This is a genomic window from Massilia sp. UMI-21, assembly GCA_015277795.1.
Lineage (GTDB): Bacteria > Pseudomonadota > Gammaproteobacteria > Burkholderiales > Burkholderiaceae_D > Telluria.
Genome location: CP063848.1, coordinates 4,229,625 through 4,245,418 on the forward strand (window position 1 = coordinate 4,229,625; position 15,794 = coordinate 4,245,418).

The 15,794-nt window shown below is 66.3% G+C and carries 16 protein-coding genes; 11 read left to right on the forward strand and 5 right to left on the reverse strand.

The genetic code is table 11. From position 1 onward, the window contains the following. Positions 1-13: 13 nt before the first annotated feature. Complete coding sequence (locus tag IM543_18640) at positions 14-1,012, reverse strand: serine/threonine protein kinase (protein QOY93549.1); 999 nt, start codon at positions 1,010-1,012, stop codon at positions 14-16. A gap of 169 nt (positions 1,013-1,181) precedes the next feature. Here IM543_18640 and IM543_18645 point away from each other — a divergent pair, with 169 nt between their 5' ends. From IM543_18645 to IM543_18670, 6 genes are all read left to right on the forward strand, one after another. Continuing rightward, positions 1,182-2,069 (forward strand): YicC family protein, encoded by an 888-nt coding sequence (locus IM543_18645; GenBank protein QOY93550.1) that lies wholly within the window; start codon positions 1,182-1,184, stop codon positions 2,067-2,069. 178 nt (positions 2,070-2,247) lie between these two features. Further along, positions 2,248-2,895 carry a guanylate kinase gene (gene gmk / locus IM543_18650; GenBank protein QOY93551.1) on the forward strand — a complete coding sequence of 216 codons (648 nt, stop codon included), beginning with the start codon at positions 2,248-2,250 and terminating at the stop codon, positions 2,893-2,895. Positions 2,896-2,959: 64 nt separating this feature from the next. Continuing rightward, positions 2,960-3,163, forward strand: a complete 204-nt coding sequence (locus IM543_18655) for a DNA-directed RNA polymerase subunit omega (GenBank protein QOY93552.1) — start codon at positions 2,960-2,962, stop codon at positions 3,161-3,163. A gap of 76 nt (positions 3,164-3,239) precedes the next feature. Next, a complete protein-coding gene (locus IM543_18660) occupies positions 3,240-5,480 on the forward strand; it encodes a bifunctional (p)ppGpp synthetase/guanosine-3',5'-bis(diphosphate) 3'-pyrophosphohydrolase (protein QOY93553.1) in 2,241 nt (746 codons plus the stop codon). 25 nt (positions 5,481-5,505) lie between these two features. Further along, on the forward strand, positions 5,506-7,719 hold the full coding sequence (locus tag IM543_18665; GenBank protein ID QOY93554.1) for a tetratricopeptide repeat protein: 2,214 nt from the start codon (positions 5,506-5,508) through the stop codon (positions 7,717-7,719). A gap of 147 nt (positions 7,720-7,866) precedes the next feature. Further along, positions 7,867-8,265, forward strand: coding sequence for a VOC family protein (locus IM543_18670; protein ID QOY93555.1), 399 nt, complete (start codon positions 7,867-7,869; stop codon positions 8,263-8,265). A 13-nt stretch (positions 8,266-8,278) separates the two neighbouring features. On the opposite strand, the gene IM543_18675 is transcribed toward IM543_18670, so the two are convergent. Continuing rightward, on the reverse strand, positions 8,279-8,704 hold the full coding sequence (locus tag IM543_18675) for a YciI family protein (protein QOY93556.1): 426 nt from the start codon (positions 8,702-8,704) through the stop codon (positions 8,279-8,281). Positions 8,705-8,927: 223 nt separating this feature from the next. Between IM543_18675 and IM543_18680 the strand changes: the two genes are divergently transcribed. Beyond that, positions 8,928-9,689: an IS1595 family transposase gene (locus IM543_18680; protein ID QOY96754.1), complete on the forward strand. Its 762-nt coding sequence runs from the start codon at positions 8,928-8,930 to the stop codon at positions 9,687-9,689. 13 nt (positions 9,690-9,702) lie between these two features. On the opposite strand, the gene IM543_18685 is transcribed toward IM543_18680, so the two are convergent. Next, positions 9,703-10,299: a biliverdin-producing heme oxygenase gene (locus IM543_18685; GenBank protein ID QOY93557.1), complete on the reverse strand. Its 597-nt coding sequence runs from the start codon at positions 10,297-10,299 to the stop codon at positions 9,703-9,705. Between the two features lie 70 nt (positions 10,300-10,369). Then, positions 10,370-10,945, reverse strand: a complete 576-nt coding sequence (gene greB / locus IM543_18690; protein ID QOY93558.1) for a transcription elongation factor GreB — start codon at positions 10,943-10,945, stop codon at positions 10,370-10,372. 58 nt (positions 10,946-11,003) lie between these two features. On the opposite strand from greB, the gene IM543_18695 reads away from it, so the two are divergent. The 4 genes from IM543_18695 (at position 11,004) to IM543_18710 (ending at position 15,474) form a co-directional block, all read left to right on the forward strand. After that, positions 11,004-11,624: a hypothetical protein gene (locus IM543_18695; GenBank protein QOY93559.1), complete on the forward strand. Its 621-nt coding sequence runs from the start codon at positions 11,004-11,006 to the stop codon at positions 11,622-11,624. A 47-nt stretch (positions 11,625-11,671) separates the two neighbouring features. Continuing rightward, complete coding sequence (locus IM543_18700) at positions 11,672-13,129, forward strand: two-component sensor histidine kinase (protein QOY96755.1); 1,458 nt, start codon at positions 11,672-11,674, stop codon at positions 13,127-13,129. Further along, positions 13,126-13,773 (forward strand): response regulator transcription factor, encoded by a 648-nt coding sequence (locus IM543_18705; GenBank protein ID QOY93560.1) that lies wholly within the window; start codon positions 13,126-13,128, stop codon positions 13,771-13,773. Before IM543_18700 ends, IM543_18705 begins: the two co-directional genes overlap by 4 nt. A 138-nt stretch (positions 13,774-13,911) precedes the next feature. Then, positions 13,912-15,474: a GGDEF domain-containing protein gene (locus IM543_18710; protein QOY93561.1), complete on the forward strand. Its 1,563-nt coding sequence runs from the start codon at positions 13,912-13,914 to the stop codon at positions 15,472-15,474. Positions 15,475-15,476: 2 nt separating this feature from the next. On the opposite strand, the gene IM543_18715 is transcribed toward IM543_18710, so the two are convergent. Beyond that, the gene (locus IM543_18715) at positions 15,477-15,725 is read right to left on the reverse strand and encodes a hypothetical protein (protein ID QOY93562.1); all 249 of its coding nucleotides are present in this window, start codon (positions 15,723-15,725) and stop codon (positions 15,477-15,479) included. Positions 15,726-15,794 lie beyond the last annotated feature (69 nt).

Consider the following 15,794-nt stretch of genomic DNA (forward strand, 5'->3'; position numbering starts at 1 on the left):
CCTTTCCGGGTACTTAATTGCTGGCCTTGCGCCTGACGGCGCCGAAACGCTCGACCAGTCCGCGCCATCCGCCCGGGCGCGCCGCTGCGTCGCCGGCCTCGGCGTCGGCATCGGCCCGGGGCGCCAGCGTCGGCGCCGCCTGCAGCACCTTCTGCATCGCGAACACACTCTGCGGCCGGGCCAGCGGATCGAGCGCCATGCAGGCACCGACCATGTCCACCAGCTCGGGTGAATAGCTGGCGTCCAGCCTGGCCAGCGCGGCCCCGGTCCTGTCGTCCTGCTTGCGTGCCTCCACGGGCTGCGGCATCGAGCGCGTCATGCAAGCATACATCGCCGCGCCGATGCTGTAGATGTCGGTCCAGGGCCCCAGCGTCGGCGCCCTGCCGTACAGCTCGGGCGCCGCGAAGCCGGGCGTGTACATCGGCGCCAGCATCGGGGCGTCGAGGTTGATGGTCTGGCGCGCCGCGCCGAAGTCGAGCAGCAGGGGCGAGCCGTCGCTGCGCAGGTAGATGTTGGCCGGCTTCAGGTCCAGGTGCAGCAGCTTGTTGGCATGCACTTCGCGCACCCCGGCGCAGACGCCGTTGAACAGCTGGCGGATCGAGGCTTCGCCCATGCGGCTGCCCCGGGCATGCAGGCGCGCGATGTGGTCCTGCAGCGTATGCCCGGACTCGTAGGCCATCACCATGTAAACGGTTTCGTGGGCGCGGAAGAAGTTCACCACCCGCACCACGTTGGGATGGACGATGCGCGCCAGCGCCCGCCCCTCCTCGAAGAAGCACTTCAGGCCGATGCGGAACACCGGCAGGTTGGGCCTGGACACCACGGGGACCAGTTCGCCCGGCGCGCGCAAGGCGAGCTGGCTCGGCAGGTATTCCTTGATCGCGACCGCCTTGCCTTCGCCGTCATATGCCAGATAAACAATACTGAACCCACCGGACGCAATTTTCTTTACAATGCGATATCCGGCAATTTCCAGGCCATCCGGCAAGGGAGCGTTATTCTGTGCGGCCATTCAGGAAGGTTTCCTTGCTTAACAGGGGGATTGTGTGGGATAAATGTCGCCTTTGTAAAGGACACTTCATTAAACCTGCGGCGCGTTGCACCGGCGGTCTGCGATGCTCGCGACGGTTTCCCGAAGTGTCCAAAGAATAAGAACGGGGACCCCATTGAGCATTTCAAGCATGACAGGTTACGCGGTAGCGACCAGCGAAGGCGCTGCCGGCACCCTCACTATCGAGATCAAGAGCGTCAATTCGCGCTTCCTTGACCTCCAGTTCCGCATCAACGACGACCTGCGCGCGCTGGAACCCGACCTGCGCGCCGCCATCATGGCCGCGATCACACGCGGCAAGGTCGAAGTGCGGCTGTCCTTCGGCCGCAAGGCGGCCGGCGGCTCGCAGGCGCTCAACCAGGAACTGCTGTCCGACCTCGCGCGCCTGCAGGCGGAAGTCACCAGGCACTTCGTTCAAGCGCCGCAGATGACGGTGGCCGAACTGCTGCGCTGGCCCGGCGTCATCGAAGAATCGACCGTGGGCCAGGAATCGCTCCAACAGGATGTCGCCGCCCTCACCGCCACCACCGTGGCGGCCTTCGTCGACAGCCGCAAGCGCGAAGGCGCGGCGCTCGAAGCGATGCTGCTGTCGCGCATCGACTCGATGGAAACGATCGTCAAGCGCATCACCCCGCTCATCCCCCAGGTGATCGCGCAGTTCCAGCAAAAAGCGGTCGAGCGCATGCAGGACGCGCTGGGCCTGGCCGGCCACGGCAACCCGTCGGTGCTGAGCCGCCAGGAAGTGCTGGAGCGCATCCGCCAGGAAGTGACGCTGTACGGCATCCGCATCGACGTCTCCGAAGAACTGTCGCGTTTGTCGGCGCATCTCAATGAGACCCGGCACATCCTGAAAAAGGGCGGCCAGGTCGGCAAGCGCCTCGACTTCATGATGCAGGAACTGAACCGCGAAGCCAACACGCTCGGCGCCAAGGCCTCGGTGAAGGAACTGGCCGACGCCTCGATGGAGCTGAAACTGCTGATCGAGCAGATGCGCGAGCAGGTGCAGAATTTAGAGTAATTCGTTGTCGTCACGCAACGATATGCTGACGATAGCTGGACGCGCGGACGGGGGACCCGTCCACCCTACCAGTGCGATTGCGTAGGGTGGACGGGTTTCCCGTCCGCGCGTTCACACTTATGATCAACACCACGCGGCCAATGCGGCTGCACCGAACAAATGCAATAAGGAATAAACAATGATCACTCCCGCCCTCTCCGGCAGCCTGTTCGTCGTCGCCGCACCCAGCGGCGCCGGCAAATCGACCCTGGTCAACGCCCTGCTGAAGCTGGAACCGGGCATCAAGCTGTCGATCTCGACCACCACCCGTGCGCCGCGCCCGGGAGAGCAGGACGGCCGCGAGTACCATTTCACGACGGCGGACGACTTCGTCGCGCGCGCCGACCGCGGCGAGTTCCTGGAGTGGGCGGAAGTCCACGGCAACTACTACGGCACCAGCCGCCTGAGCGTGGAACAGGAAATGAAGCTCGGCACCGACATCCTGCTGGAGATCGACTGGCAGGGCGCGCGCCAGGTCAGGAAGCAGTTCCCCGACGCGGCCGGCATCTTCATCCTGCCGCCGTCGATCGAAGCCCTGGAGGAGCGCCTGCACAAGCGCGGCACCGACGAACCCCACGTCATCACCCGCCGCCTGCTGGCCGCCGGAGGGGAGATCGCTCACGCTCCGGAGTTCGAATATGCTATCATCAACGAAGAGTTCAACGTCGCCCTCGCGGAACTGCAGGCGATCGTCAAAGCGACACGTTGCCGTTTCGCCCAGCAGGCGGCGCGCAACGCCGACTTGTTTGCCCAGTTGGGAATCCACGCGAATCAACCGTCGAATTAACAGCTCGATCCGAGAGCGCGGCGCCGTCACCGGCTTGCCGCAAAACCGTCTATCAGGAGTAAACATGGCCCGCATCACCATCGAAGATTGCCTCAAGACCATCCCGAACCGCTTCCAGCTGACCCTGGCCGCGACCTATCGCGCACGCCAGCTGCTGCAGGGCCACACCCCGAAAGTCGAAGCCAAGGACAAGCCGACCGTCGTCGCGCTGCGTGAAATCGCGGCCGGTAAAGTTGGCCTGGAAATGCTCAAAAAGGTCCCGATGTAAGACCCCCGGGGGGCGTGGGCTCTTCCGCAGGCGAATCTGTTATGCTGTTCTTCATACTGGCTGATCGATATAACGTATGAAATTGTCTTCCCCGGATTCGACCCATCCAGCCCCCCCTGCCCGAACCAAGCGTCCGGGCAAACCGCAAGACGCCGAGGCACCGGCGCCCGCCCCCGGCGTCGCCTCCGTCACGCAGCTGATCAACAAGCTGTCCGACTACCTCACCCCCGCCGAGCTGAAGAAGGTCAAGGAAGCCTACCGCTTCTCCGACGAGATGCATCTCGGCCAGGTCCGCAAGTCGGGCGAGCCCTACATCTCCCATCCGATCGCCGTCGCCGAGATCTGCGCCGAGTGGAAGCTTGATGCGCAAGCCATCATGGCCGCGCTGCTGCACGACGTGATCGAAGACCAGGACGTCAAGAAGGACGAGCTGATCGAGCGCTTCGGCGCCCAGGTCGCCAACATGGTGGACGGCCTGTCCAAGCTCGAGAAGATCGAGTTCCAGAGCCAGATCGAGGCCCAGGCCGAGAACTTCCGCAAGATGCTGCTGGCCATGGCGTCGGACGTGCGCGTCATCCTGATCAAGCTCGCCGACCGCCTGCACAACATGCGGACCATGGGCGTCATGGTGCCGGCCAAGCGCCGCCGCATCTCGCGCGAGACCATGGAAGTCTACGTGCCGATCGCGCACCGGCTCGGCCTGAACGACATCTACCGCGAGCTGCAGGACCTGTCCTTCGCGCACCTGTACCCGCTGCGCTATCACACGCTGGCCAAGGCCGTCAAAGCGGCGCGCGGCAACCGCCGCGAGGTGGTCAAGAAGATCCTCGAGACGGTCAAGACCCAGCTGGCCACGGCCGGCATCGAGGCCGAGGTCTACGGCCGCGAAAAGACCCTGTACGGCATCTACAAGAAGATGCGCAACAAGCACCTGTCGTTCTCGCAGGTGCTGGACGTGTACGGCTTTCGCGTGGTGGTCGACACGGTACCGAACTGCTACGTGGCGCTCGGCACCCTGCACGCCCTGTACAAGCCGATGCCCGGCAAGTTCAAGGACTACATCGCGATCCGCAAGATCAACGGCTACCAGTCGCTGCATACCACCCTGATCGGCCCCTACGGCACCCCGGTGGAATTCCAGATCCGCACCCAGGACATGCACCGCACCGCCGAGAGCGGCGTGGCGGCGCACTGGCTGTACAAGACCGGCGACTCGAACATGTCCGACCTGCAGCAGCGCACCCACGCCTGGCTGCAGTCGCTGCTCGACATCCAGCAGCAGACCGGCGACTCGGCCGAGTTCCTCGAGCACGTCAAGGTCGACCTGTTCCCGGATTCGGTCTACGTGTTCACGCCCAAGTCGAAGATCATCGCCCTGCCGCGCGGCGCCACGGCGCTCGACTTCGCGTACTCGATCCACACCGGCATCGGCGACCACACGGTCTCGGTCAAGATCAACAACGAACCGGCCCCGCTGCGCAACGAGCTGCACAACGGCGACATCGTCGAAATCGTCACCGATCCGGAATCGCGCCCGAGCCCGACCTGGCTGGGCTATGTCCGCACCGGCAAGGCGCGTTCGGCGATCCGCCACTACCTGCGCACGGTCAACGTCAACGAGTCGGTGGAACTGGGCCAGGAACTGCTGGCCGGCGCCCTCGCCGCCCGCAATATCAACCCGGAGCTGCCGGTGTCGACCATCGACAAGCTGCTGGCCGAATCCTCGGCCAAGTCGATGGAAGAGCTGTATGCCGACATCGGCATCGGCAAGCGCATGCCGCAGCTGGTGGCGCGCCACATCTTCGGCCTGATGGACGCCGATCCCGACCACAAGCCGTCCGCGCAGCCGATGCCGGCCAGCGACATCGACCCGGTCACGATCTACGGCAGCGAAGGCGTGTCGGTGCAACTGGCGCCGTGCTGCCTGCCGATCCCGGGCGACCAGATCATCGGCCAGCTGCGCCGCGACCAGGGCCTGGTGGTGCACACCAAGGATTGCCTGCCTGCCGCGCGCATCCGCGCCAAGGAGCCCGACCGCTGGATCGCCGTGCAGTGGGGCGAGGAGCTGAACCGCCGCTTCGACTGCCGCATCCGCCTGCTCATCAACAACGAGAAGGGCATCCTGGCGCGCGTGGCGGCCGAGATCGGCGAGTCCGACGCCAACATCACCTATGTCGGCATGGACGAGGACGATGAACACCTGATGACCCAGCTGCGCTTCACCATCCAGGTCAAAGACCGGGTGCACCTGGCGCAGCTGATCCGCAACCTGCGGCGGGTGGTCGGCGTGACGCGGGTCGAGCGCGAGCGCTCGTAGGTCCCTCCCATCAAAGGCGACGCAATTGTCCGACGACGATATCCTGGCGCTGAGGAACGCAGCAATGCAGGCTGCGCAGCGCGAGGCCGAAACGGGCAATACTGAGCAGGCACGCGAACTGTATCGCGCCGTTCTCGAACTTCATCCAGGCCATGCGCAAGCGCACTTCGGGCTGGGACTGCTCGAACAGCAAGCCGGAGATGTCGCGGCCGCCATCCCGCATTTCGCCCTGGCGCTGCAAGGCGCGCCGGACCAGGAAAGCTACTGGCTGGGCTACATCGATGCACTCATGAGCGCGCGCCAGTTCGCGACCGCACGCGAGCTGCTCGAACTGGGCCGGCGCCATGGCCTGCAGGGGCCCGCCATCGAGGCTGCGGAACAACAACTGGCGCTATCCGGCGCCCCGGCCGCGCAAGAGATCGACGCGGCTGCAGCCATGTTCGCGCAAGGAAATATCGAAGCTGCCGGGAGCGCCGCGCGCGCGCTCATTGAGCGCTTCCCGCAGCACCCGTTCGGCTGGCAGCTGCTCGGCGCCGTCCAGTTCGAGAGCGGCGCGCTGGCACCTGCCCTCGCATCGATGCAAAAGGCGGTCGGCTACGCGCCCGAAGACGCCGATGCGCTCAGCAATCTCGGTCTAGTGTTGCGCAAGGCAGGACGGCTCGACGAGGCCTTCGCCAGCTTGCGAGACGCGATCGCCTTGCAGCCAAATCATGTCCATGCGCACGTTCAGATGGCAGGGGCTTTGCAGGAAATGGGACGCGTGGACGAAGCCCATTCCAGCGCGAAGGCAGCCCTGGCGATCGCGCCGAACCATCTGGAAGCGCGGAAAACGCTCGCGCTGATCCTGGATAATCTTGGTCGACCGGTCGAAGCGGTCGAGCAATATCGACAGGTCTTGAAGGAACATCCTGAACAGACCGATGTGCATAGCAACATGCTGCTTTGCATGAGCTATACGGACAGCATCACGCCCGAGCAACTGTTCTTGGAACATCGCCAGTTTGGGCTGCAACTTGCAACGCGGGTAGCGAGCGCCAGTAGATGGAACAATGTCCCGGAGCCAAACCGGTGCCTGCGTATCGGTGTCGTGTCGGGCGACCTGCGCCACCACGCTGTCGCCAATTTCATCGAACCGGTGTTCAAGCACCTGGCAGGGCGGCCTGGACTGGCACTGCATGCGTATTCCAATCACCCGGTGCACGATGGCGTCACCGCACGCCTGCGCCAGTACGTCGACGCGTGGCGCGACGTGGCGGCGCTCGATGACGCGGCGCTGGAGACGCTGGTCCGAGCCGACGGCGTCGACATCCTGGTCGACCTGTCCGGCCATACCGGGCATAACCGCCTACCGGTCCTGGCCCGCAAACCGGCGCCCTTGCAGGCGACCTGGATCGGCTATCCGGGCACGACCGGCTTGGCGGCGGTCGATTATTTGCTGACCGACCGCCACATGCTCCCGCCCGGGGAGTACGAGCACCAGTTTACGGAAAAGCTGGTCCGCCTGCCGGCATCCCTCGCGTTCGCGCCGGTGGCCGATGCGCCCGATATCGCCGCGCTTCCCGCCCTGGCGAACGGCTACCTGAGCTTCGGCAGCTTCAACCGGCTCAGCAAGATCAGCCGCAAGGTCATCGCGCTATGGGCCAGCCTGCTGCGCGCCCTGCCCGATGCGCGTTTGCTGCTGGCCGGCATGCCTCTTGGAGAACAGGGCCCCGTGCAGCTCAAGGCCTGGCTGCACCAGGAAGGCATCGACGCCGGGCGCATCCGCTTCCATCCACGCACCGGCATGCGCGACTACCTGGCCCTGCACAACCAGGTCGACATCTGTCTCGATACCTTTCCCTACACCGGAGGCACCACGACACTGCATGCGCTGCACATGGGGGTGCCGACCCTGACCCTGGCCGGTAGGACGATGGCGGGACGACAAACTGCTTGCCTGCTGGGGCATCACGGTTTGCTGCAATTTATTGCCAGCGATGCCGGGGATTACGTCGGCAAGGCCGTCGCGCTCAGCCGGGACCCGGCGGCCCTGGCCCGGGTGAGGTCCAGCCTGCGCAGCGGCCCTGCGCTGTGGACGCCGGACGCCGGCATGCAGGTTGCCGAAGGCCTGGAGCGAGCTTTTCGTATCATGTGGGAACGCTGGTGCGCCGGTTTGCCGGCCGTCGCTTTCGAGGTGCCGCCAGGCCCTCCGGCAGATGCCGACGCAGTTTCTGCCGCCAGCCCGCCCATGCCCGCCTAGCGCCGGCAAGCCGCGTTGCCGGCGCTAGGCGGATGGCAAGCGTTCAGTTTGCAAACAGGACCACCTGCTGGTAATGTTGACATCCCTCATCCACGTGGCGGCGCTCGGGACGGCCGGCACGACACCTCGTTCCAGATCGGAGACAGCATGAAGCGGGTTACCGGCATCGGCGGCATTTTCTTCCACGCACAAGACCCGGCAGCGCTGCGCGCCTGGTATGCGCGCCATCTCGGCGTCGACGTGCAGGACTGGGGCGGGGCCGCCTTCACCTGGAGCGATGAAGCGCGCAAGCCGGACGGCGGCGTCACTGTGTGGTCGATCGGCCAGGCCGGCAATGAGCACTTCGCGCCGGGCAAGGCGAACTTCATGATCAACTGCCGGGTCGCCGACCTGGCCGCCCTGCTGCACGCCCTGCGTGAAGAAGACTGCCATGTGCTGGACCAGACTGAGGATTCCGAATTCGGCAAGTTTGGTTGGGTCATCGACCCCGAAGGCAACAAGGTCGAGCTGTGGGAGCCGCCCGCGGCGCAGCAGGCCCGCGGGTAGGTACCGGGAACGCTCAGCCGGCTAGCGCCGCGCGCTGGCGCTCTTCCTGCGCGCGCAGCTCCGGGCTCATTGCCTCGCCGAAGTCGTCCATGTCGAAGATCTGGCGGATCTCGATCTCGGCTTCGCCGCCCGCCATGGGCATCGGCACCCGCTTGACCCAGGCGATCGACTCTTCCTTCGATGCCAGTTGCCAGATCCAGAAGCCGGCCAGCAATTCCTTGGTCTCGGCGAAGGGACCGTCGACCACGCGCACGTCACCGCCATTGCCGAAGTGCACGCGCGCGCCGCGCGAGGACGGATGCAGGCCCTCGCCCGACAGCATCACCCCGGCCTTGATCAACTCGTCGTTGAACTTGCCCATTTCCGTGAGCAACTGCTCGCTAGGCATCTCGCCCGCCTCACTGTGCTTGTCCGCCTTCAGCAAAATCATGAATCGCATCGCTTCCTCCGTGTAGGGTTGGTTGAAGATGGCGCCATGTAGTGTGGCCGCCATATGACACAACGACGATCGGCACGCCGCGGAATCGACATCGGCGCAGGATTTTTCATTGGCTCTGTCACCACTTGCTGTTGAAAGACCTGAACTGTTGAGCTGATCCGCTGTCTGACAAGCCGAATCCACATCGGAGGCGGCAATGCAGGCAGCAGGCTTCAGGAAGTAGCTGGAACGCGTGGCGCAGCGTAGTCGGCGCCAGCGCGAACAATTGCTGGAGGTCTTGCAACCAGCCGTTGGGCTGGATCGGGGCTGCGCCACGATCGAAAGCGCGCGGGCTGTCTCGTGTTGCCCGGGTTGCCGAGGCCGACGCCTGCATCGCCACGGCCTCGACCGCGGCGTGCAGCGCTACCGCTTCCTGCACTTGGCCAAGAAGGACCGGCCGGGCCAGCTGGCGGGCATTGCCGAGGCCGACGAGCTGTTCCTGCTCGAGTCGCAAAAGGGCTCGCGCAAGCTGGACCGGCCGCCGAGGAAGCACGGCGGCCGGTCCAGCCGGCGCGGCATCAATGGTGAGCATGTGTGCGTGCTGGTGGCGCGCGACCGGACCGGGGCCACCCGTGATGCCGTGACCGGCCGTGGCGCCGTCACTGCTGCCCAACTGCACAAGCATTTGCTTCCCGTACTAGACAGGGATGTGCTACTGGTCACCGATGGGCATACAGCCTACCGTGCATTTGCCCGCTCGACAGGTATTTCACATGCCTCCGTCAACCTGCGCGCCGGCGAACGCGTCCGTGGCGCGGTGCACGTCCAGAACGTGAACGCCTATCACCAGCGCTTCCGGCAGTGGCTGTCCCACTTCAACGGGGTGGCGTCGCGCTACCTGCTCAACTACCTGGGCTGGCTGTGGGCGGTCGACGGACAACGCATCGGATCGGCCGAGCAGATGCTGCACATAGCGTTAGGCAGCGCATCCAACAATGAACGGTGACAGCGCGTTTTATTTATTTGTTGTCGAGCGGGGCCAGCGCCAGGATGGCATCGAAGGCCGCGCAGGCGCCGGCGCAGGCTTCGGCGATCTCGTCCGGACTGGTGACGCGGGCGCGCAGGGCCAGCATGAAGGCGCGCCAGCGCGGTCCCGGGCCACCGTCCTCGCCGCGCAGGTAGCGCAGCGGATGCGGCGCCAGCGGCGCGGCCAGCCTGGCGTACAGCACGGCGCCGCCGAGCTGCGAGCCTTCGATCACATAGGCCACGCCCCAGCGCCAGGCGGCGCCGGCATCGCACGGCCAGGGAGCCGCGGGGCGCAGTGGCGGGATCTCGGGCATGCCGGGCTCGGCAAGGTCGGCCTGGATCAGGGCCAGGCGCGGCGTGGCCGGCAGCGCCGCTTCCCCCTGGGGGCCGTCGGCGAAGCCGGCCAGCCAGGTTTCCAGCGGCGCCAGCCAGTCGCGCACCATGCGCAGATGGGCGGCGTAGTCGTCGAGGGTCGGATCGGGGGCGGACAGCGGCAGGCCGCTGTCGAGCAGCTCGTGCCGCGCGGCAGTCGCAGTCCGCAGCGCGGCCAGGACCTCGGTGGCGCGCGTGGAATCGTGGGGTCGGTTCATCAAGGCAGGGAGTGCTCGGCAGCTGAGCACGAGAGAGACGATGCGCGCATCTTACCAGTCCGCCCGGTTTTCAGTCGGTGACCGGCTCGGGATACTCGACCGAAAGGATTTCCAGCTCGTCGGTGCCGAGCGGGGTCTGCAGGGTGATCAGCTCGCCTTCGCGCGCCTTGGTCAGGGCGCGCGCCACCGGCGAGACCCAGCTGATCTTGCCGTGCAGCGGATCGAGCTCGTCGATGCCGACGATGGTCACGGTGTGCTCTTCACCGGCCTTGTTCCGGTAGGTGACGGTGGCGCCGAAAAAGACCTGGTCGTTTCCGTAGTGCACGCTCGGGTCGACCACGAAGGCCGAATCCATGCGCTTGGTGAGGAAGCGGATGCGGCGGTCGATTTCGCGCAGGCGGCGCTTGCCGTAGATGTAGTCGCCGTTTTCGGAGCGGTCGCCGTTCGATGCCGCCCAGTGCACCACTTTCACCACTTCGGGACGGTCGACGTCGATCAGCTGCAGCAGTTCGTCCTTGATGGCCTGGTAGCCGGCAGGCGTGATGTAGTTCTTGGCCCCGGCGGGAATCGCCTGGGCCAGCGCCAACGCCTCGGCGTCGTCATCGTCGAGGTCGTTGCTGGACTCTTTTACGAATGCCTTGTTCATCGCCTTATTGTAACGGCAACAGCGCCGCGCCAGTGGCGCTTCCCGTATCATGCACACCATGAAACGCGCAAAACACCGTATTCATCCCCGCTCCCGGCTGCTCGCGCCCCTGGTCCAGCTGGCGGCGCTGCTGCTGCTGCTCGAGGCCTGGACCTGGAACCTGGGCAGCCGCGCCGCCGCCCGCATGGCGGTCTGGCCACCGCTGCGCTGGCTCGAGGCACGCATCCGCGCCCTGCCGGCCTGGGCGGCCTTGTGCGCCTTCGTGCTGCCCGGGCTGATGCTGTTGCCGGTCAAGCTGCTGGCGCTGCTCGCCATCGCCCACGGCCATGCGCTGGCGGGCATCGCCGGATTCGTGGCCGCCAAGCTGGGCGGCGCCGTCGTGGTCGCGCGCATCTACGTGCTGACCCTGCCCACCCTGCTCACCCTCGGCTGGTTCGCGCGCTGGCATGGCGGCTTCATCGGGCTCAAGAACCGACTGCTGGCAAGCTTGCGCACCAGCAGCTTCTGGCGCCGGGTGCGCGCGACCGTCTCGCATGCGCGCCGCGCCCTGCGCAGGCTGCTGCGCAGGGCCGCGCGCCAGCCCAGCCACCTGATGCGTGTGCTGCGCCGCTTCAGGACACGTTTCCGCGCGCGCGAACAGGCGCGCCGCCAGGACAAGACCGGAACCGAGCATCCATGAGCCCATCGCCAGCAATGTCCCCGCCGCCCCCGGCGCTCGCCGCCGAAATGCAGGCGGCCGCCTCGGAAATCTACCTGCTCGACGCCGCCACCCTGGAGGTGGTCGATGCCAACCAGGCCGCGCGCCTGAACCTCGGCATCGATGCCGGCACCCTGCAGGGCCTGGACATCCATGCGCTTGCCCCGGGCCTCGACCGCACCGCGCTGGACGCGCTCGTGCAAGGCCTGGGCGAGGAAATCGGCGCCCAGGTGAGCCTGCGCACCCAACTGCGGCGCGCCGACGGCAGCTCTTATCCGGTCCGGCTGTGTCTGCTGCGCATCCTGCGCGACGGCCGCGTGCTGCTGCTGGCGATCGCCGACGACCTGAGCCTCGAGCAGGCGGCGGCGCGCGCGCTCGCCGAGTCGCAGGCGCGCTTCGACGCCATCGTGCGCAATACCCCCGGGCTGGTGTACCAGTTCGTGCTGCACCCGGACGGCCGCATCGACTTCCCGTGGCTGAGCGAGGGCTGTTCGGCCCTGCTGGGCCTGTCGAAGCACGCGCTGCAGCACGACGCCACCCTGTTCGAGCGCCTGATCCTGCCGGAAGACCGCAAGGGCTACCTCGAATCGATGGACGCCTCGCGCGCCGCCATGACCGGCTGGAACTGGGAAGGCCGGATCTGGATCGACGCCTGGAAAGACGTCAAGTGGATCAACCTGCGCGCCACCCCGCACCCGGTCGACGGCGGCGCGGTCCAGTGGGACGGCATCATGAGCAACATCAGCGCCAGCAAGCAGGAGCAGCAGGAAGTGCTGCGTTCGCGCGCCCGCCTGGCCGAGCTGACCGACCACATCGAACAGGTCAAGGAGCAGGAACGGGCACGCATCGCGCGCGAGATCCACGACGACCTGGGCGGCAACCTCACCGCCATCAAGATGGCGCTGGCGATGCTGGCCGCGCGCCTGCCCGACGGCCAGCCGGCCCTGCTGGAAAAGGCGCGCTACCTGGACGACCTGGTCGACCGCACGATCGACGCGGTGCACCGCATCTCGCTCGACCTGCGCCCCACCATGCTCGACCTGGGGCTGGTGGCCGCGCTCGAATGGCAGGCCCGGGAATTCGAAAAACAGATGGGGATCGCCTGCCTGTTCCGCTGCTCCCGGGAGGACAAGGAGACGATCGTGCTCGACGACGACCATGCCACCGCCCTGTTCCGCATCTTCCAGGAAGCGCTGACCAACATCGCCAAGCATGCCGGCGCCACCCGGGTGACGGTCAGCTTGCGGCGCCAGCGCGCCCACCTGAACCTGGACATTTGCGACAACGGCCGCGGCCTCCAGCCGACCGACCGCCTCAAGCCGCATTCTTTCGGCCTGCGCGGCATGAGCGAGCGCGCCAAGGCGCTCGGCGGCACGCTGAGCTTGTCGTCAGCGCCCGGAGGTGGCACGATGGTAACTATCAAGACCAGGCTGGCACCAGCGGCCGAGCCGGGCAACAACGCAGGAACAAAGCACAGGCAAGAATGAGTGACAAGGCAACAATCCGGGTATTCATCGCCGACGACCATGCGATCGTCCGCGAAGGCCTGAAACAGATCCTGGCCGAGCATCGCGACCTGATCGTCGCCGGCGAAGCCGAAACCGGGCTCGACGCCGTCAAGCTGGTCGGCAAGGCGAAACCGCAGGTGATGCTGCTCGACATTTCCTTACCCGACCGCAACGGCATCGAGGTGCTCAAGCAGATCAAGAAGGACCGGCCCGAGCTGGCGGTACTGATGCTGTCGATGCACCGCGAAGACCAGTATGCGATCCGCTCGCTGAAGGCGGGCGCGTCTGGCTACATGACCAAGCAGAGCGCCCCGCGCGAGCTGGTGACGGCGATCCGCCAGGTGGCAGCCGGCCAGAAGTACGTCAGCGCCGCGCTGGCCCAGACCCTGGCGGCCCAGGTCGGCGAAGACCACGAGACACCGCTGCACGACAGCCTGTCCGACCGCGAATACCAGACCCTCACCATGATCGCCTCGGGAATGACGGTGAGCGACATCGCGCGCGAACTGTCGCTGTCGGTCAAGACCGTGAGCGAGTACCGCGCCCGCTTGCTGGCCAAGATGAAGCTCAAGAACAGCGCCGAGCTGACCCACTACGCGATTCGCAACCAGCTGGTTGGCTAGCATTGCCCGGACCGCCGGATTCGGCTGCGCTTTGTTGCGCGGCGCGCGGCTACAACACTTTGTTTCCCTTTTTTAATTGATGCCCGGCAAAAAAGCTGCTTATCATTACGTTAAACAGCACTCCCCGTCTTGACCGCCATGTCCATCCCGCTCCCCGCCGGCGCCAGCCTGAATCCTGCCGATATCGCCCGCGAAGCCTTCCGCCGCCTCGCGACGCGCCGGATTGCGCCCACGCCGGATGCCTACCGGGCCATTTATGACGAGATCGCCGGCCTGCCTGCGCCCCCGGTTTGTGCGGCGCCCGAGAATCCCGCCGCCGAAGCGCTGGAAAGCTTCGCGCGCCGCCTGGCCGAGACGCCCGGCGAGGTTTCCGAGCTGGGCCGCCGCCTGCTGCGCGCCGCCAGGACCGGCGACTGGCGCGGCTACGCCCAGGCCCTGGCCCAGCTTGCCGACCGTCACCTGCGCCGCAATACGCCGGTGATGGCGCTGGGCGATGACGATCCAGACGCGCGCCAGCTGCGCGAGATGCTCAACCGCGCCCTGGCCTACGCCCTGGCCACCCTGCTGGCGGGCAGCCCGGCGCTGGTGCTCGAAGCCGAAGCGCTGGGCGGCGCGGTCAAGCTGGCGCGCGGCGAGGAACTGGGTGAACTCTCGGGCCGCCTGAAACAGCTGTGCTACCAGATCGAACTGCACAGCGGCGACAGTGCCGAGCAGCAGGAACTGCTGCTGCGCCTGTTCCGCCTGCTGCTCGACAACGTCAACGAGCTGCTCGACGACGACAGCTGGATGCGCGGCCAGATCGCCGCCGTGCAGGACCTGATCGCCGGTCCGCTCGACGTGCGCGCGCTGGAAGACGCGACCCGCGGCCTGAAGGACGTGATCCTCAAGCAGGGCCGGCTGCGCAACAGCCTCTCGGACGTGCGCGCCACCGTCAAGAACATGATGATGAGCTTTATCGACCGGCTCGGCTCGGTGGCGGCCTCGACCGGCGACCACCATGCGCGGCTGGCCGGCTATTCCGAGCGCATCGGAAGCGCCGCGAATATCGGCGAACTCAACGACGTGATGGAAGAAGTGCTGCGCGAGATGCGCGCCGCCCAGGACGAAGCGCTGGTCTCGCGCGACCGCATGGTGGCCGTGCACCAGGCGGCCCAGGAAGCCGAGGAGCGCATCCGCATGCTGGAGGCGGAGCTGCAGCACATGAGCGAACTGGTGCGCGAAGACCAGCTGACCGGCAGCCTGAACCGCCGCGGCCTGGACGAGGTGTTCGAGCGCGAAAGCGCGCGCGCCGACCGCCGCAACATGCCGCTGTGCGTGGCCATCCTCGATCTCGACAATTTCAAGAAGCTCAACGACACCTACGGCCACCTGGCCGGCGACGGGGCGCTGAAGCACCTGGTGAAGGTGGTGCGCGACACGCTGCGCTCGATGGACGTGATCGCACGCTTCGGCGGCGAGGAGTTCGTGATCCTGTTGCCCGAGACCACCGTCGAAGCCGCTGCGGCGGCGATGGTGCGCGTGCAGCGCGAACTGACCCGCCACTTCTTCATGCACGACAACGAGAAGATGCTGATCACCTTCTCCTGCGGCGTCGCCCTGCGTTACCCGAACGAGGACCAGGCCAGCCTGGTGGCCCGCGCCGACCGTGCCATGTACCTGGCCAAGCAGAGCGGCAAGAACCGCGTCATGGTCGCCGACTGAGCTTACTGGGTGACCAGCGGCCGCGGCGCCTTGTCCATCTCGTCGCGCACCCCTTGGGCGCCGACCGCCTTCAGCATGCGGTCGGTCGAGGTGCGGTCTTTCAGGCGGCTGCCGGTCATCTGGTGACCATCCTGGCCGGCGGTATTGTCAGCGGCAGCCACTCCGCTCTGCGCCGAAGCCTGCTCTTCTTGCGGCGCCACCGCACACCCCGCCAGTGCCAGCATGGCACACACGACGACGACATTCTTCATTGTTTTCTCCCGACAAGACGTGTTCAACCAGGTTGCTGTCAATAAGGCCGAGCCCGTCAAAATCCTAGC